Source organism: Sphingomonas sp. P4_D12, assembly GCF_056401895.1.
Genome location: NZ_JBFUIL010000004.1, coordinates 269,230 through 289,249 on the forward strand (window position 1 = coordinate 269,230; position 20,020 = coordinate 289,249).

Here is a 20,020-nt window from a genome sequence, read left to right on the forward strand (position 1 = left end):
GCCCTCCCCCAACTTCTCCCGCAAGCGGGAGGGGCGATAACGTGGCCATGAATCTCCCCTCCAGCCGCGCTAAGGGACGGCGCGCGCCGATGGCGGACATCAACGTCACGCCGTTGGTCGACGTCATGCTGGTGCTGCTGATCATCTTCATGGTCACCGCGCCGCTGATGACCGCGGGCGTACCGGTTAACCTGCCCGACAGCCGCGCCAAGGCGCTCGACCAGGATCAGAAGCCGGTCGATATCGCGGTCGATCGCGACGGCACGATCCATATCGGCGATGACGCCGTGACGATCGAGGAGCTACCCGATCGCCTTTCGGTGATCGCCAGCGAACGCCGCCAGGGCGACAAGCCGCCGCAGATCTTCCTGCGCGCCGACAAGGCGCTCGATTATGGCCGGGTGATGGAAGTGATGGGCGAGCTCAACCGCGCCGGCCTCAACCGCGTCGCTTTGGTGTCCAACGCCAAGGAGCGCCGGTGAGCGGCATCGCCGTTTCTCCTATCCTGCGCCCCATCCCCCAGGAGCGCGACGACCGGTTGTGGATCGCGATCGGCGTGTCGCTGCTCGCGCATCTCGTCTTGTTCACGATCCTGTCGCTGCTGCCGCCATCCCCTCCGCCGCCGCCGGTCGCACCGATGGACGTGACGATCGCCGACGATGTCGGGCTGAAGGCCGGCGCGCCCAATACGACGGTCGACCCCGCCGAGAGCAAGGCGCCCGATATCGGCAATCCCGAGGATTCGGCGCCCCCCGCGCCCGCCGAGGAAAAGGCCGAGCCGGCGCCGCCCAAGCCGCAGCCCGAGGCCGCGCCGCCGCCCAAGCCCTCAGCGGTCGCCAAGCCCGAGCCCAAGAAGCCGGCGCCGCCCGCGCCCAAGGCTGCACCCAAGGCGCTGCCCAAACCTGCCGTCGCGGCACCGGCCAAGCCCGCGGTCAAGCCAGGCAAGGGCACGGGGAGCACGGCCAATGCGGTTAAGCCCAAGGCGCGCGGCCTCAATTTCGGCTCGGACTATTTCAAGGGCGCGACCAACAAGCCGAGCCCCGCCACCGGTACCGCGCCCAAATCGGCGACGATGAGCCAGGCGGCGCTCATGGATATCGGCTCTAAGATCAAACAGCGGGTGCAGCCTTGCGCTGATCGACAGGTCAATCCGGCGCCGGGATATGCCGAAGACATTACTGTGCTCATCAATCTGAAGTTTAATCGTGACGGATCGTTGGCCGGCCGGCCACGCATCATCGGTCACCGCGGCGTTACCGATCAGAACAACCGTTACGTTTCCGCGGTCGATGACCGTGCGATTGCGACGTTTATGGGCTGCGCGCCGATAACCGGCCTACCGCAAGAGCTCTACGACGTTCCGCGCGGTTGGAGCGATTTCAATACAACCTATAAACTCCCCGGCTGAGGACAAGACAATGCGACGATTTCCCCTGCTCCTGACGGCGCTTGGCGCAGCGATCGCCTTGCCAACCGCGGCTTACGCGCAGGTGGCGCCGCCCGCTCCGTCACCGACTCCCACCCCGACACCAGCGCCGGATGACAAACTGGTGGTCGATATTGTCGGCGGCATCTCCGCGCCGATGGGGATCGCCATCCCGACGCTGCCGACGCCCGAGGCGGTGTCGACCGCGGCGGGCCCGACCGATCAGCTCGGTAAGCAATTGTCCGACGTCATCACCGCGGATCTCAAGAATTCAGGGCTGTTCAAGCCGCTCCCCCCCGGCCAGTTGATGCCGGTGCCATACGCGCAGGCGACCGCGCCCGATTTCGGCGGCTGGACGTCGCGCGGCGCGACCGCATTGGTCCAGGGCTATGTCCGCGCCAACGGCAACGGCACGGTGACGGTTGGCTGCTATCTCTACGATACCGCGGCGCAGCGTGAGCTGGCGCGTCAAGGTTATGTGCTCAGCGTCAACGAATGGCGTCGCGCCGCGCACAAATGCGCCGACATGGTCTATACAAAGCTGACCGGCGAAGGGCCCTATTTCGACAGCCGCGTCGTCTACGTCTCGGAGACCGGGCCCAAGGGCAAGCGGATCAAGCGGTTGGCGGTGATGGACCAGGATGGGTTCAACGGCCGTTTCCTGACCAACGGCCAGACGATCGTGCTGACCCCGCAGCTGTCGCCCGACCAGCGCCGCGTCGCCTATCTGTCGTATCTCGACAAGAAGCCGACCATCTATGTGCTCGACCTCGGCTCGGGCAAGCAGCGCCGGCTGGTTGATAATGTCAGCCTGGCGCTGGCACCGCGCTGGTCGCCCGATGGCCGCTGGATCCTCTATTCGATGTCGCAGGCGGGCAATACCGACCTCTACAAGATCCCCGCCGATGGTGGCGCGTCGCAGCGCCTGACCAATGCGCCGGGCATCGACACCGGCGGCAGCTGGTCGCCGGACGGCAGCAAGATCGTGTTCGAAAGCGATCGTTCGGGCGCGCAGCAACTCTATGTGATGAACGCCGACGGATCGTCGCAGCAGCGGATCAGCTTCGGCTCGGGCCGTTATGCGACCCCGGCCTGGAGCCCGCGTGGCGACCTGATCGCCTTCACCAAGATCGGCGGCGGCTTCCATGTCGGAATCATGTCGCCCTCGGGCGGCGGCGAGAAGATGCTGACAGACGGCTGGCAGGACGAAGCGCCGAGCTGGGCGCCCAATGGCCGCGTCATCATGTTCTTCCGCTCTACCGAAGGCGGAAGCGGTGTCGCGGACTTGTGGTCGGTCGATCTGACCGGCGTCAACGAGCGCCGCCTGCCTACCCCGTTCGACGGATCGGATCCGAGCTGGGGACCCATTCGCAAGGACTAACGTTTCGTATCCGGACCGAATACGCCCCCCAGGCATTTAACAGCCAAAAGTTAGGGAGAACCAACGATGGCACGCATGACGACCAAGCTGATCCTGCTCGCGACACTCGTCGCGGCCGCAGGCTGTGCCCATAAACGCCCACCGGTCCTGCCGCCCGCCGCGGGCGACCAGCCGACGGGGTCGACCGGCAACGGCGATGCCGGATCGATCGTCCCCGGCTCGGCCGAGGATTTCAAGCGTTCGGTGATGAGCGACACGATCCACTTCGCGCTCGACCAGTATGACATCGACGCGACCTCGCGCTCGATCCTCGACAGCCAGGCTGCCTGGCTGATGAAATGGCCCGACCGCCGCATCACGATCGAGGGGCATGCCGATGAACGCGGCACGCGCGAATATAACCTCGCGCTCGGCGATCGCCGCGCCAACGCCGCCAAGAACTATCTCGCGGCGCGCGGCGTCAACGCGGCGCGGATCAACACGATCAGCTATGGCAAGGAACGCCCGATCGCGCTCGGCTCGGACGAGGCAAGCTGGGCCCAGAACCGCCGCGCGGTGACCATCGTCCTGCAATAGCAACGCACGACATTTCGATTGTGAACGAGGCCGGGGAGCGATCCCCGGCCTTTTTCGCTGTCATGCTTCCCATTTATCCAGCGCGCGGCGATAGGCGGCTTCCTTCGTCGATCGCTCCTTCTCCAGTCTGTCGATGTCGGTCTCTCGCACCCTGGCGAGCTTGCGCCGTTTCTCCTGCAGGGCAGCCAGCTGATCGTCGATATCGGCGAGGTCACGGTCATACTCCTCGCGGGCGGCGCTCAACGCTTGCTCCGCCGTTTCCAACGGCTTGCGATCGGGCGGCGGCTTGCGTTTGGCAGGCTTGCGCTCGGGCGTCGATTTCGGGTCGCCGGCGGGCCGTTTCGCCGACCCGGCTGCCTTGCGATGCTCCGCGGCCGATCCCCTCGGCCGCTTGATCACCTCACCCGGGCTGGCGAGCGGCTCCTTGGTCAGCTTGGGATCGGTGACCAGTTCCGCCGCGCCGCGCGTGAACAGATTCTTCTCGGTACCCCAGGCCTTGAGCGCGGCCTTCATGCTCGGTGCCGCGACATAGGCGTCGTGGAAGCCGATCGGAGTGCGATAGACCTTCAGCTTGGGCATAGCGCATGGCCAACGCAGCGCGCGCGAGTTCGTGCCGAGGCGCCGGTCACCAGGTCATCGAATCCGCTTGCGACTCACTCGAAACCGATATAAATATGATATCATCTTTAACGGGAGGGTCCCATGGCTATCCAGGCCTCGGATGCGAATGTGAATGGTATCGGACTGACCTTGTCGCGCGAGCGTCCGGCGGCGACGTCGAGCGGCTATCTGATGCTGCTCGTGCTGCTGATCGCATTGGTCACGGCAATCTACGGCGGGACGACGGTCGACAATAATGCCGCGCTTGGTGCGCTGCTGATCGTCGGCGGGACGATCGTCTTCGCCTTCGTGCTGTGCGGCTTCTACATGCTCCAGCCCAATCAGGCGGTGGCCGTCACCCTGTTCGGCAGCTACCAGGGCACCGACCGCAAGACCGGTTTGCGCTGGCTGCTGCCGTGGCTCGGCCGCAAGAAGATCTCGGTCCGCGCCAACAACATCATTTCCGACAAGATCAAGGTCAACGACCTGCGCGGCAACCCGATCGAGATCGCGGCGCAAGTCGTGTGGCGCGTGACCGATACCGCCCAAGCATTGTTCGACGTCAACGACTATAAAGCGTTCGTGATGGTCCAGATCGAGGCCGCGGTACGCACGATCGGGTCGCGCTATCCCTATGACGATTTCGCGCACCAGGAAGTGACCCTGCGCGGCAATCACGACCAGGTGGGTGTCGAGCTTCGCCAGGAACTGATCGCGCGGCTGGTGATGGCCGGGATTACGGTCGACGAATGCGGCTTCACTCACCTTGCCTATGCGCAGGAGATCGCCGGCGCGATGCTTCGCCGGCAGCAGGCGCAGGCGGTCGTCGCCGCGCGCCAGACCCTGGTCGAAGGCGCGGTCGGCATGGTCGAGATGGCGCTCGACCTGTTGAGCAAGAAAGGTGTGGTCGAGCTTGATGACGAACGCCGCGCGGCGATGGTGTCGAACCTGATGGTCGTGCTGTGCGGCGAGCGCGATACGCAGCCGGTCGTCAACACGGGCTCGCTCTACCAGTAAGGCGGCACGATGAGCGCTCCTCCCAAGAAGGCGTTTCCACTGCGCCTCGATCCCGCGCTGTACGCGGCGATCGAGCGCGCGGCGGCGAGCGACCTCAGGAGCGTCAATGCCCAGGTCGAATGTCTGTTGCGTGAGGCGCTTGCGCGGCGCGGGGTGAAGCTGGCGGATCCGGTGCGGCCCAAGCGAGGCCGCCCGCCCAAGCAAGGAGATCAGGAATGATCGGACGGATGACGAGCCGCGAGCGGCTGCCGATCCTGTTGGCGCTGTCGGTACTGGCGCTCGGCGTCGGTATCTCAATGGTGCTGGCATGAGCGAGGGCGACTGGTTCGCGCCCAAGAAGCTCGGCGTGGGCGCCGGCCTGCCGATCAAGTGGCAGGGATGGGCGATCACGATTGGCTATTCGCTGACCGTGATCGTTGCCGCGGGAACCTTGGTGCCGCGTCATCCGGTGATCGCGATCGGCGTTATCGTGCCGCTGACCCTGGCCTTCATGGTGGTCTGCGCCCAGCACACGCGCGGGGGGTGGAAATGGCGCTGGAAAGGGGAAGAATAGGATGAAACGCGTCGCCTTCGCCGCCGCCGCTTTGCTTGCGACCGCCGCGGCACCCGCGGGTGTCGAGGTCACCGTTGCCGGGCCACAGGGTGCGCTCGCGGGGACGTTGCTCGATCCCGGCAAGGATGCGCCAGCCGTGCTGATGATTCCAGGCTCGGGCCCGACCGATCGCGACGGTAACAATCCGCTCGGCGTGAAGGGCGGCGTCTATCGCCAGCTGGCCGAGGCGTTGGCGGCGAAGAAGGTCGCGACACTCCGCATCGACAAGCGCGGCATGTTCGGCAGCAAGGCGGCGATTGCCAATGCTAATGCCGTGACGATCGGCGATTACGCCGCTGACGCGCATGCTTGGGTCGACATGGTGCGCGCGAAGACAGGGCGCCGATGTGTCTGGCTGCTCGGTCATAGCGAAGGCGCGCTGGTAGCGCTGCAGGCGGCGCAGAACCCAACCGGCATTTGTGGTCTGGTCCTGGTCGCCGGGGCGGGCCGTCCGCTCGGCGAAGTGATCCGCGCGCAATTGCGAGCCAACCCGGCCAATGCGCCCTTGCTGCCGCAAGGCGAAGCCGCGCTTGACCAGCTTGAAGCCGGCAAGCGTGTTCCGGCAGCGGCCATTCCCGCGCCGCTCCAGCCGCTCTTCAACGAGCGCGTTCAGGGCTATCTGATCGACATGTTCCAGCACGACCCCGCCAAGCTGATCGCCGCGGTGAAGCTGCCGGTGTTGATCGTCCAGGGCGACAAAGACATCCAGGTCTCGGTGTCCGATGCCGAGCTTCTCAAGCGTGCGCAACCCGTAGCGACGCTGAAGCTGCTCCCGGGGATCAATCATGTGCTGAAGTCGGTGGCGAGCGACGACCGCGCCGCGAACGTCGCTACTTATGGCGATGCCAACCTCGCCATCTCGCCGGCCGTGCCCGACGCGATTGCGGCCTTCGTCAGCAAGTAGCTACTATCAGCCGAGCGCCTGGTTGAGCAATTTGGCCAGCCGCAGTCCGCCGCGCTCGACCTCGAGCCGCACGGTCGGCACCAGAGATGCGATCGTCGCATTGTCGAGTTTGACCCGCGTTGGCGTGGGTCCGCAGGGATCCCCGCCGATCGCGGTCCGATAGGTCACGTCGCGCGCGACCGCCCAGCTTTCGCGGCTCCAGTCGAGAACATTGCCCGCGGCGACCCTCTTGCGATCGGCGAGCGAATAACGATGCACCAGGCTCGGCCCGGTCGAGATCGCGCGTTCGGCGAGATAGCCGTCCCAGATCGAATGGAGGTTGAGCCGGCTGGCGGCATAGGTGCCGTACACCGCCTTCACGTCGTTGCCGCCTTTGTCGCCCTTCTCACCGGCATGGAGCGGTTGATGAAGGTCGCCGACGAAATGGATCAGGAAGACGAGCGCTTCGACACGTTGCTTGGTCGGGGTGCGGCGGTCCTTGAGCAATTTCACGTCGCGGACGATCTGCGCCGAAACGCAATTGCCGTCCTTGCACACGCTCTCGACGTCGAACGGCGAGCAGATGTTGACGTCCTGATAGTGCCAGGCGTTGGTGTAGCCGAACTTCTGCTTGCCGTTCTCGTCCTTGATCCCCTTGATGCAATCCGCCCAGATCGCGGCGTCGTCGAGCGTCCCGGCGTTGCATTGCGGCGTGCCGAGCAGCTTTTGCTGGCGGAGCAATCGGGTGATCTCCCGCCGGGCCTTGGGTGTGATGTTGGCCCAGGCGATCTCGGCGACGGTCTGATGGCCATATTCCCAATAGGCATTGGCGGGAGAGGCGAGGACGAGCGCAGCCAGCGCGGCGGCGACGGGGAGGAGGCGCTTCATGGGTGATGCCTTACGCCGGGCGTTGGGCGGTTCCAATGGTTTTGGAGGGCGCGCGTGCCTCTCATCCATCGTCACCCCGGCCTTGTGCCGGGGTCCACCCTTCCACCACCGAGATGAGGCGTTGTTGCGCGGTGGATGCCGGGACAAGCCAGGCATGACGGTTGCGGATGATCAGCCCTCATCCTCGTACAGCGCCACTTTCCGGCTCCCATCCGACGTCGCGCGCCCACGATACATGCTTGCCGTGGTGAAGCTCCAGGCCATGCCGCCGTCGGTCGCGGTGACGATCACGCCGCCGGTGCCGCCGAGCGCTTTCACCTCGGCCATCACGGTGTCGGCCGCCGCCTGCAGGCTTTCGCCGAGGAAGCGGACGCGCGCGTTGATCTGGAAGGCGACGCTTTCGCGGATGAAGAACTCGCCCGCGCCGGTGCACGACACCGCGGCGCCGCGATCGTCGGCATAGGTGCCGGCACCGATCAGCGGCGAATCGCCGATCCGCCCCCAGCGCTTGCCGGTCACCCCGCCGGTGGAGGTCGCCGCGGCAATATGCCCGGCCTGGTCGACCGCCACCGCGCCGACCGTGCCGTATTTCATGTCGACGTCGAACTTTCCGCCGTTCGACAGCAATTCGTCGAGCTGGCGCCGCCGTTCGGGAGTCGCGAACCACTCGGCGTCGGCTTGATCGAGCCCATGTTCACGGCTGAACGCGTCGGCGCCTTCGCGGCCGAGCAGGACGTGCGCGCTTTGCTCCATCACCGCGCGCGCCAGGGTCACCGGATTCCGGGTCGCGGTGACACCGGCGACCGATCCGGCGCGCAGGGTCGCGCCCTCCATGATCGCGGCGTCGAGTTCGTTCTTGCCCTCGAACGTGAAAGCGGCGCCGCGCCCGGCGTTGAAATGCGGATCGTCCTCGAGCACGCGGACCGCCGCCTCGACCGCGTCGAGCGATGCGCCACCCGCCGTCAGGATCGCGCTGCCCGCATCGAGCGCGGCGTTCAGCGCGGCGCGAACCCCAATGTCGGTCTCAGGCCGGGTCTGGCTGCGCTCGATCGCGCCCGCGCCGCCATGGATCACCAGCGACCAGGGTGTTGGGCTTGTCGTCATGGCGGCGAGCGGTAGCCTTGGCGGAGCGCCGCCGCAATCCGATCAACGGCCGCAGCCAGTTCACTTCGCGCCCGAGCAGGTAAAAAGCCCAGCAACCCGCGATTGTCGCCGGCACCAGGATGAGGAATTCGCCGAGCGCGCCAATCCCCAACGGACGCAGCCAATATTCGACCACGACGATGATTGTCTGATGGATCAGGTAGAAGGGGAACACCGCCTCGGTCAGTGTCGGGCGCCACGCGCCGTCGCGGTTCCAGAAACGCTCGGCGATTCCGATCAAGGCCGCGACCGCCGCCCAGCATTGGATCTGGTGCGCGACTAGCATCTGGTCGCCCAGCCATTGCGGCGGGACGAGGTCGCCGGGATAGACGATCTCGACCGCCGCGCCGAACGCATAGCTCAGCATCGCGATCAGCGCCGCCGGTTTCCACCAGCGCACCAACGCGGCGAGCACCTTGGGCGACCGCGCGAGGGCGAAGCCGAACAGGAAGGCGGGGAAATAGGCGAGATGCGCGACGCCGTCGTGGATCAGGTCCTGGGTGTCGGTCCAGCGGTGGAAGATGACGACCTGGCTCAGCACCAGATAGACCATCGGCAGTACCAGCGCGCGCCAGCCGCCGAACGCCGCGTCGAACCAGGCCTGCAACCGGGCCGGGCGGGGGATCAGGAGCAGTAGCGACAGCGCGGCGGTATAGGTCCACAGATAGCCGACGAACCACAAATGGTTCCAGGTCGGCAGGAACACACCGTCAATCGCCCGGAAGCGGAAATAATCCCGGGTCAGGAACGTCCCGAAACCCTGGGCATAGCCATGTTGGGTCACCAGCTCGACCCAGCTTTGCGGCGGCACCATCACGGTGATGCCGAAAAGGAGCGGGATGAGCAGGCGGCTCGACCGGCTCGACATGAACTTGGCGACGCCGCCCGATTTGGCGAGCAGTGCGCGGCTGGCATAGCCCGAAACGACGAACAACAAGGTAAGCCGCCACGGATTGGTCAGCAACATCACGACCGACAGCCACTCGACCGGCTGGGCGGTCTTCACGTGGAAACCCCAGGGCGTGAACACCATTGCGGTATGATACAGGATCAGCAGGGCAAAGGCGCCCACGCGAAGCCAGTCCATTCCGTAATGTCGAACCATGCCAGTCCATGTAGCGATTGAGGGCGCGATGACTACCCATCGCACCCTCAGGAGTTCCGCTTAGACGGTCAAACGGGGCTCAAGCGACGTCGGGTCGAGCGCGAACGGTCTCCGTCCAGTCGGCCGAGCCAGCCGGTTTTGCGGCCTTGGCGCGTGCCTTGAGGCCGATCAGCGGGCGCAGCAGGTTCACGTCGCGCCCTATCAGGTAGAAGGCCCAACATCCCGCGATCGTCGCCGGCACCAGGATGAGGAATTCGCCGGCCGCGCCGATGCTGAGCGGCTTCACCCAGAATTCGACCAGGACGATCACCGTCTGGTGGATGATGTAGAAGGGGAAGGTCGCCTCGGCGAGCGTCGTGCGCCAGCGATGGTCGCGATTGAGGAAGCGTTCGGCCACGCCGACCAGTGCGGCGATGGCCACCCAGGTGTCGATCTCGCGCGCCAACCGGAAGACGATCGTCACGTTGTGCGTCGGGAAACTGAAATCTGGATAAGCGACCAGCAGCCCGGCGATCACCGCGTAGCAGCCGATCGCGGCCGCCGCCGACGCCGTCCACCAGCGCGCCAGCCCGTCCATCACCACCCGCGATCCGGCCAGACCGAAACCGAACAGGAAAGCGGGAAAATATTGCAGATGCGCCAGGCCGTCGTTGAACAGATCGTGCGTATCGTCGTCGCGGTGGAACAGCCAATATTGCGTGACCAGCAGGAACACGACCGGCACCCAGACCGCGCGGCTGCCGCCGAGCAAGCGATCGAACATCGCCTGCAGCTTGCCCGCGCCGGGAACCAGCATCAGGAGCATGAGCGCGAGCGTGTAGACCCAGAGATAGACGACGAACCACAGATGATTCCAGGTCGGCATGACGATCCCGTCGAGCTTGCCGAAGCGGAAATAATCATGGGTCAGGAACCAGAGATAACTCTGCCCATAGCCATGCTTGCCGACCAGCTCGACCCAGGTCTGCGGCGGGACGATCACCGCCATGCCGAACACGAGCGGGATCAGCAGCCGCGAACTGCGATTGCCCAGGAAGCGGCGGATGCTGGGCGATTTCGACCACAAGGCGCGGCTGGCATAACCCGATACGACGAACAGCAAGGTAAGCCGCCAGGGGTTGGTCAGCAGCATCGGGATCTCGACCCAGTCCATCGGCTGCGCGGTCTTGATGTGAAAGCCCCAGGGCACGAAGACCATGCCGATATGATAGAGGATCAGCAGCGCGAACGCGCCGATCCTCAGCCAGTCCATTCCGTAATGCCGTTCCATTGCTCGCCTCCATTCCTTGCGATGCGGTGACGGCTAGTCGGGGCCTGTCGGGACCGGTATCGGAGAGGGGCAAAAGGCGGCTTCACGGGGACGATCGAAATAGTGGCTGGGACGAGCGGCGGGTGGCGCGGGATGAACGGGACGCAGCGCAAGCTGGCGCTTGGGTTGGCCGCCGGCTTCCTCACGATCGTCACCCTCATCATGATCGCCAATGCCGAATCGTCGATCGCCGATCTCCAGGCGTCTGGCGCGCATATCCGGCCCGATCTGGTCTGGTCGTGGGAATGGACCAGCATGCTGGCGTGGCTCAGCGTCTATCCATTGCTGTGGGTCGCGGTCGCGAGGGTCAGGCCGCCCCGTTTCCCCTGGCCGGCGGTGATCGCGATATTGCTGATCGGCAGCCTGATCGCGTCTGGTTGGCATATCGCGGTGATGGTGGTGCTGCGGCGGATCTATTATGATGCCGTGGGGCAGGGGCCATATCACTTTTTCGGCATCGTCGACGATCGCTTGCTCTACGAATTCCGCAAGGATTTCGCGACCTACCTCCAGTTCGTCATTATCGCCGCGGTTGGGCAATGGCTGATCGCACGCGCCGCGACACCGCCATCCGCGGCGCCCGCCGCTCCCCGGACGCTGGCGGTGCCGGACGGGGCGGTCACCCATGTCGTGCCGGTCGATGAGATCGAGTCGATCGCCTCGGCGGGCAATTATGTCGAGATCGCCTGGGGGCCGCGCACGCTATTGCATCGGGCCACGCTGGCGGCGGTCGAAGCCGAGCTGGGCGAGGCGTTCCTGCGCATCCATCGCAGCCGGCTGGTGCGGCGCGCGGCGATCCGCCGGATAGAGACCGACAAATCGGGCGACTTCACCGTTGAACTGGCGTCGGGCGCGATGCTACGCGGAAGCCGGCGCTACCGTCCGGCGGACTGATCTCGGGCTGAGTCCGATCAGCGGGCGCAGCCAGTCGACTTCGCGTCCGATCAGATAGAAGCTGACCGCGAACGAGAAGGTGCCGGTCAGGATCAGCGCGAACTCGACGAAGGGGTTGAGGTTGAGCGGCAATGTGTACCAGGCGAGCAGGACGATCGCCGGATGGTGCGCTATGTAGAGCGGAAATACCGCCTCGGCCAACGTCGCGCGCCATTTGTGATCGTGATTGAGGAAGCGCGTCGCGACCTGGAACAACACCAGCATCATGCTCCACGCCATCGCCAGCCGCGCCGCGCGGTCGAGCACCATGATCGCGTGCGGCGGGACATTGTGCCCTTCATAGGCGAGCTCGATGCAGACCACGATGATCCCGGCGATCAGCGCGACCGCCGCCGCCGGCCATTGCAGCCGCGCGATCGTCGGCCATAATTTGCTCTCACCCGCCAGTGCGAAGCCGAACAGGAAGATCGGGAAATAGGCGAAATGGGCGTTCCAGTCGGTGAACAGGCCCTGCTTTTCGGGGAAGACGAACATGACCGAAAGCTTGAGCATCACCAGCACGGCGATCGGCGCCCAGAGCAGCCGCGTGCCGGACGCCAGGCGGTCCGTGGCGCGGGTCAGCCGCTCGGCATTCCAGCCCGGGACGAGCAACAGCGCCGCGAGCGCCATCGTATAGGCCCAGAGATAGACGACGAACCACAGATGCTCCCAGCTCGGGAAGCCATGGCCATAGACCGGGGTGACGCTCCAATAATCGGTCAGCCAGAAATGGAGCAGGCTGCCCGGATAGCCTTGCTCGCGCGCCCTGATCCACATTTCGGGCGGGATCAGCGTGACCATCGCGAACGCCCAGGGAATCAGCAGCCGGCGATTGCGCGATTCGGTGAAGGCGCGGACCTCGCCCGACTTGGCGAAGAGCTTGCGGCTGGCATAGCCCGACACTGCGAATAGCAGCGGCAGACGCCACGGCGTCAGCAACGCCATCGGCGCGGTCAGCTCGTGATACGTGACCGGCGATTTGATCACCCAGTCCCAGGTCGAGAAGACCATGGCGACATGGTACACGATCAGCAGGCCGAAGGCGCCGATCCTGAGCCAGTCCAGGCCATAATGTCGTCGCTGGGGAATCATTGACGCCGTTCGTGTCCGAGTTGATCCAGCTCATAGCGGACCTGCCCTGACCAAAAGGTTATCGCGCTCGAAACCTCGGTTGCTCAAAATGGGTGGTGCGGGTGCTTTATAATCCGGAATCATCGTCTTGTTGGCGGATGACTTTTCGACGCCCGAGCCGGGTCGATCCCAGCGCCCCCCAACTCCCCTCCCTGCAAGGGAGGGGCGGGGGTGGGTGCGCGCGTCTGCGCGCTTACAAAGACTCTCCACCCCACCGCCAAAACAGCGACGAGCGAGGCATCGAGCCTCGCCCGTCGCTCAACCCACCCCCTACCCCTCCCTTGCAGGGAGGGGAGATCTGACGTGTCGATCCGCCTTAGAGCACTAGGTTTCGCGGACGCGCGCCGCTATATGGCGGGCGACCCAAGAGGATTTCGAATGTCAGTTCGTCCCTGGCGCGATATCACGCGCCGCAAGAGCCGCCAGATCATGGTCGGTAACGTCCCGGTCGGCGGCGATGCGCCTGTCACCGTCCAGACGATGACCAATACGCCGACCAGCGACCCGAAGGCGACGATCGACCAGATCCGGCGCTGCGAGGATGCCGGCGTCGATATCATCCGCGTGTCGTGCCCCGACGTCGAGTCGACCGCGGCACTCAAGCAGATCGTCCGCGCCTCGCGCGTGCCGATCGTCGCCGACATCCATTTCCATTATAAACGCGCGCTCGAGGCAGCCGATGCCGGCGCCGCGTGCCTGCGCATCAACCCCGGCAATATCGGATCGGCCGAGCGAGTGAACGAAGTGGTCGCCGCGGCCAAGGCCAATGGCTGCGCGATCCGCATCGGGGTCAATGCCGGCAGCCTCGAACGCGATTTGCTCGAGAAATATGGCGAGCCCTGCCCTGATGCCCTGGTCGAAAGCGCGCTCGATCACATCAAATTGCTCCAGGACCGCGACTTCCACGAATTCAAGGTCGCGGTGAAGGCAAGCGATCTGTTCCTCGCGGTCGCCGCCTATCAACAGCTCGCCGAAGCGGTCGATTGCCCGCTCCATCTCGGCATCACCGAAGCCGGCGGGTTCGTCGGCGGCACGGTCAAGTCGGCGATCGGGATCGGCAGCCTGCTGTGGTACGGGATCGGCGACACGATCCGCGTCTCGCTCTCGGCCGAACCCGAGGACGAGGTGCGCGTCGGGTTCGAAATTCTCAAGGCGCTGGGCATCCGCAATCGCGGCGTCCGCGTCGTGTCGTGCCCGAGCTGCGCGCGCCAGGGTTTCGACGTCATCCGCACCGTCCAGGCGCTGGAGGAACGGCTCCAGCATATCCGCACACCGATGTCGCTGTCGGTTCTTGGCTGCGTGGTCAACGGGCCGGGCGAAGCGCGCGAAACCGATATCGGCATCACCGGCGGCGGCAACGGCAAACACATGGTCTATCTGTCGGGCGTGACCGATCACCATGTCCAGGACGCCGACATGATCGAGCATATCGTCAAGCTGGTCGAGGCCAAGGCAGCCGAGATCGACGCCGCCGACGAGGCGAAAGCGGCGTGAGGATCGTTCGCTGCGTCATTGCAGCGGCAATCGTTTTCGCCGCGCCGTCGCTAGCCGCGGACAGCGCAGCGCCGGTGAGCGTCTCGCCCCATCCCGAGGCACGCCCGTTCGGCGATCCCGATCGTGCCGGCCGTGACGTCGCCGATGCGATGGCGCGCGCCAAAACTAATGGCCATCGCGTGATCCTCGTGTTCGGCGCGAATTGGTGCCACGATAGCCGCGCGCTGGCCGGTTGGTTCGCCAGCCCGCGCTTCGCCGCGATGCTGGCGCCGCGCTACGAAATCGTCTGGATCGATGTCGGGCAGAAGGACCACAATCTCGATCTCGCACGCCGCTTCGGGCTCGACGGGATCAAGGGAACACCGACCGTGCTGATGCTCGATTCCGCCGGCAAGCCGCTCAATCTCAAGGACGCACCGCGCTGGCACGACGCCTCGACGCGCAGCGAGGACAAGATTTACCGCTATTTCGCCCGCTAATACGCGACAGGAGGGCACATGACCGACGGACGCTTTCGCCTGGCGCAATTGATGGTCGGTCTAGTGGCGGTCTTCGCGATCGGGTTCGGCGGATACATGCTCGCCCAGCCGCTCCTCTGGTATCGCGCGCTGCCGACTGTGGTGTTCACCGGTCCATTCAACCAGCATTTCGTCCGCGATATCGGTGCGGCCTATCTGACATGCGGTCTGCTGCTCGGTTGGGCGATGCTCGATCTGCGCGTGCGGCGGCTGGCGGTGCTGGCGGGGGCATTGTGGCTGAGCCTGCACGCGCTGGTCCATTTGTACGAAGTGATCACCGGTATTTGCGGCGTGGCGATCTTCTGGCGCGATTTCCCTGGCGTGTTCGGGCCGCCGACCTTGGCGCTGTTCGGTTGGTGGCTGGCACGGCGGTAAGTTCTTCTTAGCCATCACTATTAGCCAAGCCGCAATCGCCGTGCGGTAGAAGAGCGGCCATGAAATATGCGCTGCTCGTGGTGACCGTGATCGGAATCGTGATCGGCCTGGCCCTGCCGGGGGCGAAGCGCGCGCCGATCGCCGCCGCGCCGCCTGCCGCCGCGGCGCCCGCCGATCAGCCGCAGCCGACCGTGCTCGACCGCGCCGATAACGGCCATTTCTTCACCGTCGCCGACGTCAACGGCGAGCCGATCAAGTTCGTCGTCGACACCGGCGCGACCGAAGTCGCGCTGACCCAGGACGATGCGCGGCGGGCCGGGGTAAAGTTCGATCCCGGCCGGTTCGACGTCGTCGGCACCGGCGCGTCGGGCGATATCAGAGGACAGGAAGTCGAGCTCGAGGACGTCGTGCTCGACGGCAAGCGCGTCAGCGGCATTCATGCCGTGGTGCTCGATGGGTTGACCATCTCGCTGCTCGGGCAGAACTATCTCCGCCGTCTCGACAGCGTGGCGATCAGCGGCGACAAGATGACGTTGAAATAGTCTTCCTTATTCCCCTCCCATTTATAGGAGGGGTTAGGGGAGGGTATGTCCGAATAGTTGGCGGCGGGGACGAGCTAACACGCCCTCCCGCAGCCCCTCCCGCAAGCGGGAGGGGGGCTTTTCCACAAGCCCAGCTTCTCACCTCATGAGGGAAGGGGCTGGTGACGTAACGATCGCGTCCGGCTATCGCCGGGATCATGCCGCGCAGCCCCGCCTTCGTGTTTTCCGTCGCGGTGCTCGGCATCGCGGTCTTCTCGTCGATGGACGCGGTGATGAAGGTGCTGGTGATCGAGATCGGCGCCTATGACACCTTGCTGTGGCGGACCCTGGCCGGCGCGATCCTGACCGGGTTGATCTACCTGCCGCAGCGGCGTGGCTGGCCGTCGCGGGCGACGATCCGAGTCCATTTGATTCGCGGATCGGTGTCGGCGGTGATGGCGGTCACGTTCTTCTGGGGCCTGGCCCGCGTGCCGATGGCGCAGGCGATCGCGCTCACGTTCATCGCACCGTTGCTGGCGTTGTTCGGCGCGGGGTTCCTGCTCAAGGAGCATATCTCGCGCCGGGCCATCGTCGCCTCTTTGGTCGCCTTTGCCGGCGTGGGCGTGATCATGCTCGGTCAGGCGGCCTCGGCGCCGTCCCCCGACCGGTTCCGCGGTACCGTCGCCGTGCTGCTCTCCGCGGTCTGCTACGCCTATAACATCGTGCTGATGCGTCAGCAGGCCCTGGTCGCCGGGCCGCAGGAAGTCGCTTTCTTCCAGAGCGTGATCGTCCTCGTGATCCTGGCCGCCGGCGCGCCGTTCATGGCGCATGTGCCCGATATGCGGCATGCGCCCGCGATCGTCGGGGCGGCGGTGCTGGCGACGGTATCTTTGCTGCTGCTCGCCTGGGCCTATGCACGCGGCGAGGCGAACTATCTCGCGCCGACCGAATATACCGCTTTCATCTGGGCGTCGTTATGGGGCTGGGTCGTGTTCAGCGAGCAGATCGCGCTCTATACGCTGGCCGGCGCCGCGCTGATCATCGCCGGCTGCCTGATCGCCGCGCGGCGGCGGTCGATCGAAAATGTGGAGGCTGCGTTTTGACCGTCAATATTCGTCCCGCGACGCCGCAGGATGCGGCGCTGATCCTGCGCTTCATCCGTGAACTCGCGGAGTTCGAACGCGAGCCGGACGCAGTAAAGGCCACCGAGGAGAGCCTGGCGCATGCCTTGTTCGACGAGCGATCGGCCGAGGCGGTGATCGCCGAGCAGGAGGGAAAGCCGATGGGCTTTGCCCTGTTCTTTCACAATTTCTCGACCTGGACGGGGCGCAAGGGCCTTTATCTCGAAGACCTGTACGTGACGCCGGAGGCGCGCGGATCGGGTGTCGGCACAGCCTTGTTGCGGCATCTGGCGGGGATAGCGCTCGATCGCGATTGCGGACGCTTCGAATGGGCGGTGCTCGACTGGAACACGCCGGCGATCGATTTCTATACCGCCATGGGCGCCGAGAGCTTGGACGAATGGCGCATCCGGCGCGTCACTGGCGATGCGCTTGCCAAGTTGGCGGGGCGTGGCTGATGGCCTGGGCGGATTGTTCGAGGTCGGTTTCACCACCTGTCTTCGCCACGTCGACGGCTTTCGCAACTTGTGGTGGACATTGGGCTTCCTCGCTTCGGTAACCTTGTCGATGGCTCTACTGGAATATGCCTCGCGCTCGATCGCGATGGGCACGGCCTATGCCGTGTGGGGCGGGATCGACGCATTGAGGACGGTCATCGTCGGCATTGCATGGTATCAGGAGGCGGCGAGCCTGCCGCGACTCCTGTTGATCCTCGGCCTAGTCGCGTGCATCGCCGGACTGAAGATCACGGGAGCACGCTGATGGCGGCGGATGAAGGGCTGATCGACTGGGTGACCGAGGCGATGGAGCCGGTTGGCCGTGTCACCAAGCGCGCGATGATGGGCGGCGCGACGCTCTATTGCGACGGCACCATCTTCGCGATCGTCGCAAGCGGCGGCGGCCTGTGGCTCAAGGCCGACGCCCAAAGCGACGCCGTATGGGACGAAGCGGGCTGCGAGCGCTTCACCTACGAGATGAACGGCAAGACCGGCAGCATGAATTATCGCCGCGCGCCCGACGAGGTCTATGATGATGCCGACGAACTCAGGCGCTGGGCGGCGCTGGCGATCGAGGCGGGAAGGCGTGCGCCGAAGAAGGCGCCGCCGCGGAGAACGGCGAGGGCGGCGACGCGGGGCCCGCGTCCCTCGCGCAATTGAGCTAATATTCTCCCTCGCACGATGGGTGGAAATCGAACGGGGTGGGCGGCAGTCTCGGCGGTCGGCAACGCGTTAGCGGACGTTGGAACAAGGTGATCGCGCGCTTTTTCATCGCTTCGACCCCCGCGATATAATCATCCTGCGCCGCTGCTAGTCCCTGCGTGTAGGACGCGGCTTGTGCACGCGTCGTGCGCGGACATAGCCGTGTCAGCTCACGGAGCAGTTGGCCCATGCGTCGCCACAACGCGACCTCACCGAGGCGACGCTCATACCGTAAATAGGTCTGCACGCTTGAACAATCGTGGCCCGACATCTGGATCCCGAGGGTCGAGCCGTTATCGACAAGCTCCGCTTTGAAGTCGCCAGTTGGTGCTCGCCAGCGCAAGTGGAGACTGCTCCCTTCTGCCGGAATGTCGAGTATCGGCGGCGTTTGGGCATCAGCCGTGTTTTCGACGAGCGAGATCGACCCGAACGAGATGCTGCGCTCGGTCGCCATAGCAGGCGCAGCAGCACCGAGGAGTAGTATGATTGTGATGAGATGATGCAACATTACATGACTATGTAAGACATTACAGCAGTTGACAACGTAAAGTTAGACTCGCCGACGTGCGAAGACACTCGCGGCAAAGGATGCCACGATCGCCGTCACCAGGATCGCGAACCAGGCGTAGGTAAACCCCGCCATCATCATCGCATTTGGTAGTAGCCAGAACCCATCGACCGCCGCCGCACCGCCGACCGCGATGACCAGCCCGAACAGCATCGGCCACAGTTTGAACGCGCGGATCAATGCCAACCCGATCAGCGTCGTGCCGATCGCGAGCATGCCGAACTTGATGTGGACGGCCCACCACAGGCCTTGAAGCTGTGCTGGCGCCCCGGGCAGGTCGCCCATGATCCGCCACATCACCAGCCCTTCGATCTCGTCGCTGAGCGCGGCGATGAGCAGCATCGCGATGATCGCGCGTTGCACGCGACCGCGGCTCGCCGCGATCGCTGCCAGGACCAGGAACGCGGTGTAGGACGGGATGAAGCCGAGCGCGTCGAGCCACAATCCCGTATTCTGTGCGTCGATCAGGCTCGCGCGACACGCACCCGAACCGAACAACGCGGCAACATCGCCCGGCGTCCGGGCCAGCTCGAAGGCCAGAATCGGCCCCMGCTGCCCGGACCCGGCGAACGTCCCGCAGGCGACCAACCCGGGGATCTTCCCGAACGCAAAGGAACAGGCAAACGCCACCAGTCCCGCCAGCACGCACAAGCGCCAGGCGGTGCGTGGCCTCACGCCGCCTCGGTTGCCTTGGCGCGTTCGATCGCCTCGATCACGATCTGGCGGGCTTCGGCCGCATCGCCCCATTTGCCGACGCGCACCCACTTCTCGGCCTCGAGGTCCTTATAGTGGGTGAAGAAATGTTCGATCTGGGCGAGCACGATCGAGGGCAGATCCCCCCGCTCGCCGACGTCCGAATAATAAGGGAAGGTCGAATCGACCGGGACGCAGATCAGCTTCTCGTCGCCGCCATGCTCGTCTTCGAGATTGAGCACGCCGATCGGCCGCGCGCGGACGACACAGCCGGGGACGAACGGCGAGCGCGCGATCACCAGCGCATCGAGCGGATCGCCATCGGGCGACAAAGTGTGCGGAACGAAGCCGTAATTGGCCGGGTAGCGCATCGGCGTGTGCAGGATCCGGTCGACGAACAGCGCGCCCGACTTCTTGTCGAACTCGTATTTCACTGGCTCGCCGCCGACCGGCACTTCGATAACGACGTTCAGGCTCTCGGGCGGGTTGTCCCCGACCGGTATCAAATCGATCCGCATGTCATTCCCTATATGGCGTGGCGCGCCGC

26 protein-coding genes are annotated in these 20,020 nt (G+C 65.1%); 17 read left to right on the forward strand and 9 right to left on the reverse strand.

What is annotated here, in order from left to right; genetic code table 11:
• Nucleotides 1–41: 41 nt before the first annotated feature.
• From tolR to pal, 4 genes are all read left to right on the forward strand, one after another.
• On the forward strand, nucleotides 42–482 hold the full coding sequence (gene tolR, locus AC1DSD_RS09540) for a protein TolR (protein WP_478029792.1): 441 nt from the start codon (nucleotides 42–44) through the stop codon (nucleotides 480–482).
• Nucleotides 479–1,408, forward strand: coding sequence for a cell envelope biogenesis protein TolA (locus AC1DSD_RS09545; RefSeq protein ID WP_478029793.1), 930 nt, complete (start codon nucleotides 479–481; stop codon nucleotides 1,406–1,408). Before tolR ends, AC1DSD_RS09545 begins: the two co-directional genes overlap by 4 nt.
• Nucleotides 1,409–1,418: 10 nt before the next feature.
• Nucleotides 1,419–2,807 (forward strand): Tol-Pal system beta propeller repeat protein TolB, encoded by a 1,389-nt coding sequence (gene tolB / locus AC1DSD_RS09550; RefSeq protein WP_478029794.1) that lies wholly within the window; start codon nucleotides 1,419–1,421, stop codon nucleotides 2,805–2,807.
• A 66-nt stretch (nucleotides 2,808–2,873) separates the two neighbouring features.
• Nucleotides 2,874–3,383: a peptidoglycan-associated lipoprotein Pal gene (gene pal / locus AC1DSD_RS09555; RefSeq protein WP_478029795.1), complete on the forward strand. Its 510-nt coding sequence runs from the start codon at nucleotides 2,874–2,876 to the stop codon at nucleotides 3,381–3,383.
• A gap of 60 nt (nucleotides 3,384–3,443) precedes the next feature.
• Here pal and AC1DSD_RS09560 read toward each other — a convergent pair whose 3' ends face one another.
• Nucleotides 3,444–3,962, reverse strand: coding sequence for a hypothetical protein (locus AC1DSD_RS09560; RefSeq protein WP_478029796.1), 519 nt, complete (start codon nucleotides 3,960–3,962; stop codon nucleotides 3,444–3,446).
• A gap of 123 nt (nucleotides 3,963–4,085) precedes the next feature.
• Here AC1DSD_RS09560 and AC1DSD_RS09565 point away from each other — a divergent pair, with 123 nt between their 5' ends.
• From AC1DSD_RS09565 to AC1DSD_RS09580, 4 genes are all read left to right on the forward strand, one after another.
• Nucleotides 4,086–5,000 carry an SPFH domain-containing protein gene (locus tag AC1DSD_RS09565; protein WP_478029797.1) on the forward strand — a complete coding sequence of 305 codons (915 nt, stop codon included), beginning with the start codon at nucleotides 4,086–4,088 and terminating at the stop codon, nucleotides 4,998–5,000.
• Nucleotides 5,001–5,009: 9 nt separating this feature from the next.
• Nucleotides 5,010–5,219 (forward strand): type II toxin-antitoxin system antitoxin, encoded by a 210-nt coding sequence (locus AC1DSD_RS09570; RefSeq protein WP_478029798.1) that lies wholly within the window; start codon nucleotides 5,010–5,012, stop codon nucleotides 5,217–5,219.
• 88 nt (nucleotides 5,220–5,307) lie between these two features.
• Nucleotides 5,308–5,553, forward strand: a complete 246-nt coding sequence (locus AC1DSD_RS09575) for a hypothetical protein (RefSeq protein WP_478029799.1) — start codon at nucleotides 5,308–5,310, stop codon at nucleotides 5,551–5,553.
• 1 nt (nucleotide 5,554) lies between these two features.
• Nucleotides 5,555–6,496: an alpha/beta hydrolase gene (locus AC1DSD_RS09580; protein WP_478029800.1), complete on the forward strand. Its 942-nt coding sequence runs from the start codon at nucleotides 5,555–5,557 to the stop codon at nucleotides 6,494–6,496.
• 6 nt (nucleotides 6,497–6,502) lie between these two features.
• Here the strand turns inward: AC1DSD_RS09580 and AC1DSD_RS09585 are convergent, their stop codons facing one another.
• The 4 genes from AC1DSD_RS09585 to AC1DSD_RS09600 all read right to left on the reverse strand — a co-directional run bounded on the left by AC1DSD_RS09585 (nucleotide 6,503) and on the right by AC1DSD_RS09600 (nucleotide 10,881).
• Nucleotides 6,503–7,363, reverse strand: a complete 861-nt coding sequence (locus tag AC1DSD_RS09585) for a S1/P1 nuclease (RefSeq protein WP_478029801.1) — start codon at nucleotides 7,361–7,363, stop codon at nucleotides 6,503–6,505.
• A 171-nt stretch (nucleotides 7,364–7,534) separates the two neighbouring features.
• Nucleotides 7,535–8,467 (reverse strand): isoaspartyl peptidase/L-asparaginase family protein, encoded by a 933-nt coding sequence (locus tag AC1DSD_RS09590; protein ID WP_478029802.1) that lies wholly within the window; start codon nucleotides 8,465–8,467, stop codon nucleotides 7,535–7,537.
• Entirely contained in the window at nucleotides 8,388–9,593 is a 1,206-nt protein-coding gene (locus AC1DSD_RS09595) for an acyltransferase family protein (RefSeq protein WP_478029803.1), read from the reverse strand. Before AC1DSD_RS09595 ends, AC1DSD_RS09590 begins: the two co-directional genes overlap by 80 nt.
• A 97-nt stretch (nucleotides 9,594–9,690) precedes the next feature.
• Nucleotides 9,691–10,881, reverse strand: coding sequence for an acyltransferase family protein (locus AC1DSD_RS09600; protein ID WP_478029804.1), 1,191 nt, complete (start codon nucleotides 10,879–10,881; stop codon nucleotides 9,691–9,693).
• Nucleotides 10,882–10,983: 102 nt separating this feature from the next.
• Here AC1DSD_RS09600 and AC1DSD_RS09605 point away from each other — a divergent pair, with 102 nt between their 5' ends.
• On the forward strand, nucleotides 10,984–11,814 hold the full coding sequence (locus AC1DSD_RS09605; protein WP_478029805.1) for a LytTR family DNA-binding domain-containing protein: 831 nt from the start codon (nucleotides 10,984–10,986) through the stop codon (nucleotides 11,812–11,814).
• Here the strand turns inward: AC1DSD_RS09605 and AC1DSD_RS09610 are convergent.
• Nucleotides 11,779–12,945, reverse strand: a complete 1,167-nt coding sequence (locus AC1DSD_RS09610) for an acyltransferase family protein (protein WP_478029806.1) — start codon at nucleotides 12,943–12,945, stop codon at nucleotides 11,779–11,781. The two genes, AC1DSD_RS09605 and AC1DSD_RS09610, sit on opposite strands and share 36 nt — an antisense overlap.
• A 417-nt stretch (nucleotides 12,946–13,362) precedes the next feature.
• Here AC1DSD_RS09610 and ispG point away from each other — a divergent pair, with 417 nt between their 5' ends.
• The 8 genes from ispG to AC1DSD_RS09650 all read left to right on the forward strand — a co-directional run bounded on the left by ispG (nucleotide 13,363) and on the right by AC1DSD_RS09650 (nucleotide 18,170).
• Complete coding sequence (gene ispG / locus AC1DSD_RS09615; RefSeq protein WP_478029807.1) at nucleotides 13,363–14,478, forward strand: flavodoxin-dependent (E)-4-hydroxy-3-methylbut-2-enyl-diphosphate synthase; 1,116 nt, start codon at nucleotides 13,363–13,365, stop codon at nucleotides 14,476–14,478.
• A complete protein-coding gene (locus tag AC1DSD_RS09620) occupies nucleotides 14,475–14,957 on the forward strand; it encodes a thioredoxin family protein (RefSeq protein ID WP_478029808.1) in 483 nt (160 codons plus the stop codon). Before ispG ends, AC1DSD_RS09620 begins: the two co-directional genes overlap by 4 nt.
• Nucleotides 14,958–14,975: 18 nt before the next feature.
• On the forward strand, nucleotides 14,976–15,371 hold the full coding sequence (locus AC1DSD_RS09625; RefSeq protein WP_478029809.1) for a hypothetical protein: 396 nt from the start codon (nucleotides 14,976–14,978) through the stop codon (nucleotides 15,369–15,371).
• A gap of 59 nt (nucleotides 15,372–15,430) precedes the next feature.
• The gene (locus tag AC1DSD_RS09630; protein ID WP_478029810.1) at nucleotides 15,431–15,913 is read left to right on the forward strand and encodes a retropepsin-like aspartic protease family protein; all 483 of its coding nucleotides are present in this window, start codon (nucleotides 15,431–15,433) and stop codon (nucleotides 15,911–15,913) included.
• A 197-nt stretch (nucleotides 15,914–16,110) separates the two neighbouring features.
• On the forward strand, nucleotides 16,111–16,995 hold the full coding sequence (locus AC1DSD_RS09635) for a DMT family transporter (protein ID WP_478029811.1): 885 nt from the start codon (nucleotides 16,111–16,113) through the stop codon (nucleotides 16,993–16,995).
• Nucleotides 16,992–17,471, forward strand: coding sequence for an N-acetyltransferase family protein (locus AC1DSD_RS09640; protein WP_478029812.1), 480 nt, complete (start codon nucleotides 16,992–16,994; stop codon nucleotides 17,469–17,471). The genes AC1DSD_RS09635 and AC1DSD_RS09640 overlap by 4 nt, the downstream gene beginning before the upstream one ends.
• On the forward strand, nucleotides 17,464–17,775 hold the full coding sequence (locus AC1DSD_RS09645; protein WP_478029813.1) for a DMT family transporter: 312 nt from the start codon (nucleotides 17,464–17,466) through the stop codon (nucleotides 17,773–17,775). Before AC1DSD_RS09640 ends, AC1DSD_RS09645 begins: the two co-directional genes overlap by 8 nt.
• Entirely contained in the window at nucleotides 17,775–18,170 is a 396-nt protein-coding gene (locus tag AC1DSD_RS09650) for a TfoX/Sxy family protein (protein ID WP_478029814.1), read from the forward strand. Before AC1DSD_RS09645 ends, AC1DSD_RS09650 begins: the two co-directional genes overlap by 1 nt.
• Nucleotide 18,171: 1 nt before the next feature.
• On the opposite strand, the gene AC1DSD_RS09655 is transcribed toward AC1DSD_RS09650, so the two are convergent.
• The 3 genes from AC1DSD_RS09655 to ppa form a co-directional block, all read right to left on the reverse strand.
• Nucleotides 18,172–18,666, reverse strand: coding sequence for a hypothetical protein (locus tag AC1DSD_RS09655; protein ID WP_478029815.1), 495 nt, complete (start codon nucleotides 18,664–18,666; stop codon nucleotides 18,172–18,174).
• A 96-nt stretch (nucleotides 18,667–18,762) separates the two neighbouring features.
• A complete protein-coding gene (locus tag AC1DSD_RS09660) occupies nucleotides 18,763–19,455 on the reverse strand; it encodes a hypothetical protein (protein WP_478029816.1) in 693 nt (230 codons plus the stop codon).
• Nucleotides 19,452–19,991 carry an inorganic diphosphatase gene (gene ppa, locus AC1DSD_RS09665; RefSeq protein ID WP_478029817.1) on the reverse strand — a complete coding sequence of 180 codons (540 nt, stop codon included), beginning with the start codon at nucleotides 19,989–19,991 and terminating at the stop codon, nucleotides 19,452–19,454. The genes AC1DSD_RS09660 and ppa overlap by 4 nt, the downstream gene beginning before the upstream one ends.
• Nucleotides 19,992–20,020 lie beyond the last annotated feature (29 nt).

What these genes read in the sequence shown, in the direction of transcription:
- tolB (WP_478029794.1), top strand. Translation starts at nt 1,419, where the DNA reads ATGCGACGATTTCCCCTGCTCCTGACGGCGCTTGGCGCAGCGATCGCC.
- pal (WP_478029795.1), top strand. Translation starts at nt 2,874, where the DNA reads ATGGCACGCATGACGACCAAGCTGATCCTGCTCGCGACACTCGTCGCG.
- AC1DSD_RS09560 (WP_478029796.1), bottom strand. Translation starts at nt 3,962, where the DNA reads ATGCCCAAGCTGAAGGTCTATCGCACTCCGATCGGCTTCCACGACGCC.
- AC1DSD_RS09565 (WP_478029797.1), top strand. Translation starts at nt 4,086, where the DNA reads ATGGCTATCCAGGCCTCGGATGCGAATGTGAATGGTATCGGACTGACC.
- AC1DSD_RS09570 (WP_478029798.1), top strand. Translation starts at nt 5,010, where the DNA reads ATGAGCGCTCCTCCCAAGAAGGCGTTTCCACTGCGCCTCGATCCCGCG.
- AC1DSD_RS09575 (WP_478029799.1), top strand. Translation starts at nt 5,308, where the DNA reads ATGAGCGAGGGCGACTGGTTCGCGCCCAAGAAGCTCGGCGTGGGCGCC.
- AC1DSD_RS09580 (WP_478029800.1), top strand. Translation starts at nt 5,555, where the DNA reads ATGAAACGCGTCGCCTTCGCCGCCGCCGCTTTGCTTGCGACCGCCGCG.
- AC1DSD_RS09585 (WP_478029801.1), bottom strand. Translation starts at nt 7,363, where the DNA reads ATGAAGCGCCTCCTCCCCGTCGCCGCCGCGCTGGCTGCGCTCGTCCTC.
- AC1DSD_RS09590 (WP_478029802.1), bottom strand. Translation starts at nt 8,467, where the DNA reads ATGACGACAAGCCCAACACCCTGGTCGCTGGTGATCCATGGCGGCGCG.
- AC1DSD_RS09595 (WP_478029803.1), bottom strand. Translation starts at nt 9,593, where the DNA reads ATGGACTGGCTTCGCGTGGGCGCCTTTGCCCTGCTGATCCTGTATCAT.
- AC1DSD_RS09600 (WP_478029804.1), bottom strand. Translation starts at nt 10,881, where the DNA reads ATGGAACGGCATTACGGAATGGACTGGCTGAGGATCGGCGCGTTCGCG.
- AC1DSD_RS09610 (WP_478029806.1), bottom strand. Translation starts at nt 12,945, where the DNA reads ATGATTCCCCAGCGACGACATTATGGCCTGGACTGGCTCAGGATCGGC.
- ispG (WP_478029807.1), top strand. Translation starts at nt 13,363, where the DNA reads ATGTCAGTTCGTCCCTGGCGCGATATCACGCGCCGCAAGAGCCGCCAG.
- AC1DSD_RS09625 (WP_478029809.1), top strand. Translation starts at nt 14,976, where the DNA reads ATGACCGACGGACGCTTTCGCCTGGCGCAATTGATGGTCGGTCTAGTG.
- AC1DSD_RS09630 (WP_478029810.1), top strand. Translation starts at nt 15,431, where the DNA reads ATGAAATATGCGCTGCTCGTGGTGACCGTGATCGGAATCGTGATCGGC.
- AC1DSD_RS09635 (WP_478029811.1), top strand. Translation starts at nt 16,111, where the DNA reads ATGCCGCGCAGCCCCGCCTTCGTGTTTTCCGTCGCGGTGCTCGGCATC.
- AC1DSD_RS09650 (WP_478029814.1), top strand. Translation starts at nt 17,775, where the DNA reads ATGGCGGCGGATGAAGGGCTGATCGACTGGGTGACCGAGGCGATGGAG.
- AC1DSD_RS09655 (WP_478029815.1), bottom strand. Translation starts at nt 18,666, where the DNA reads ATGGCGACCGAGCGCAGCATCTCGTTCGGGTCGATCTCGCTCGTCGAA.
- ppa (WP_478029817.1), bottom strand. Translation starts at nt 19,991, where the DNA reads ATGCGGATCGATTTGATACCGGTCGGGGACAACCCGCCCGAGAGCCTG.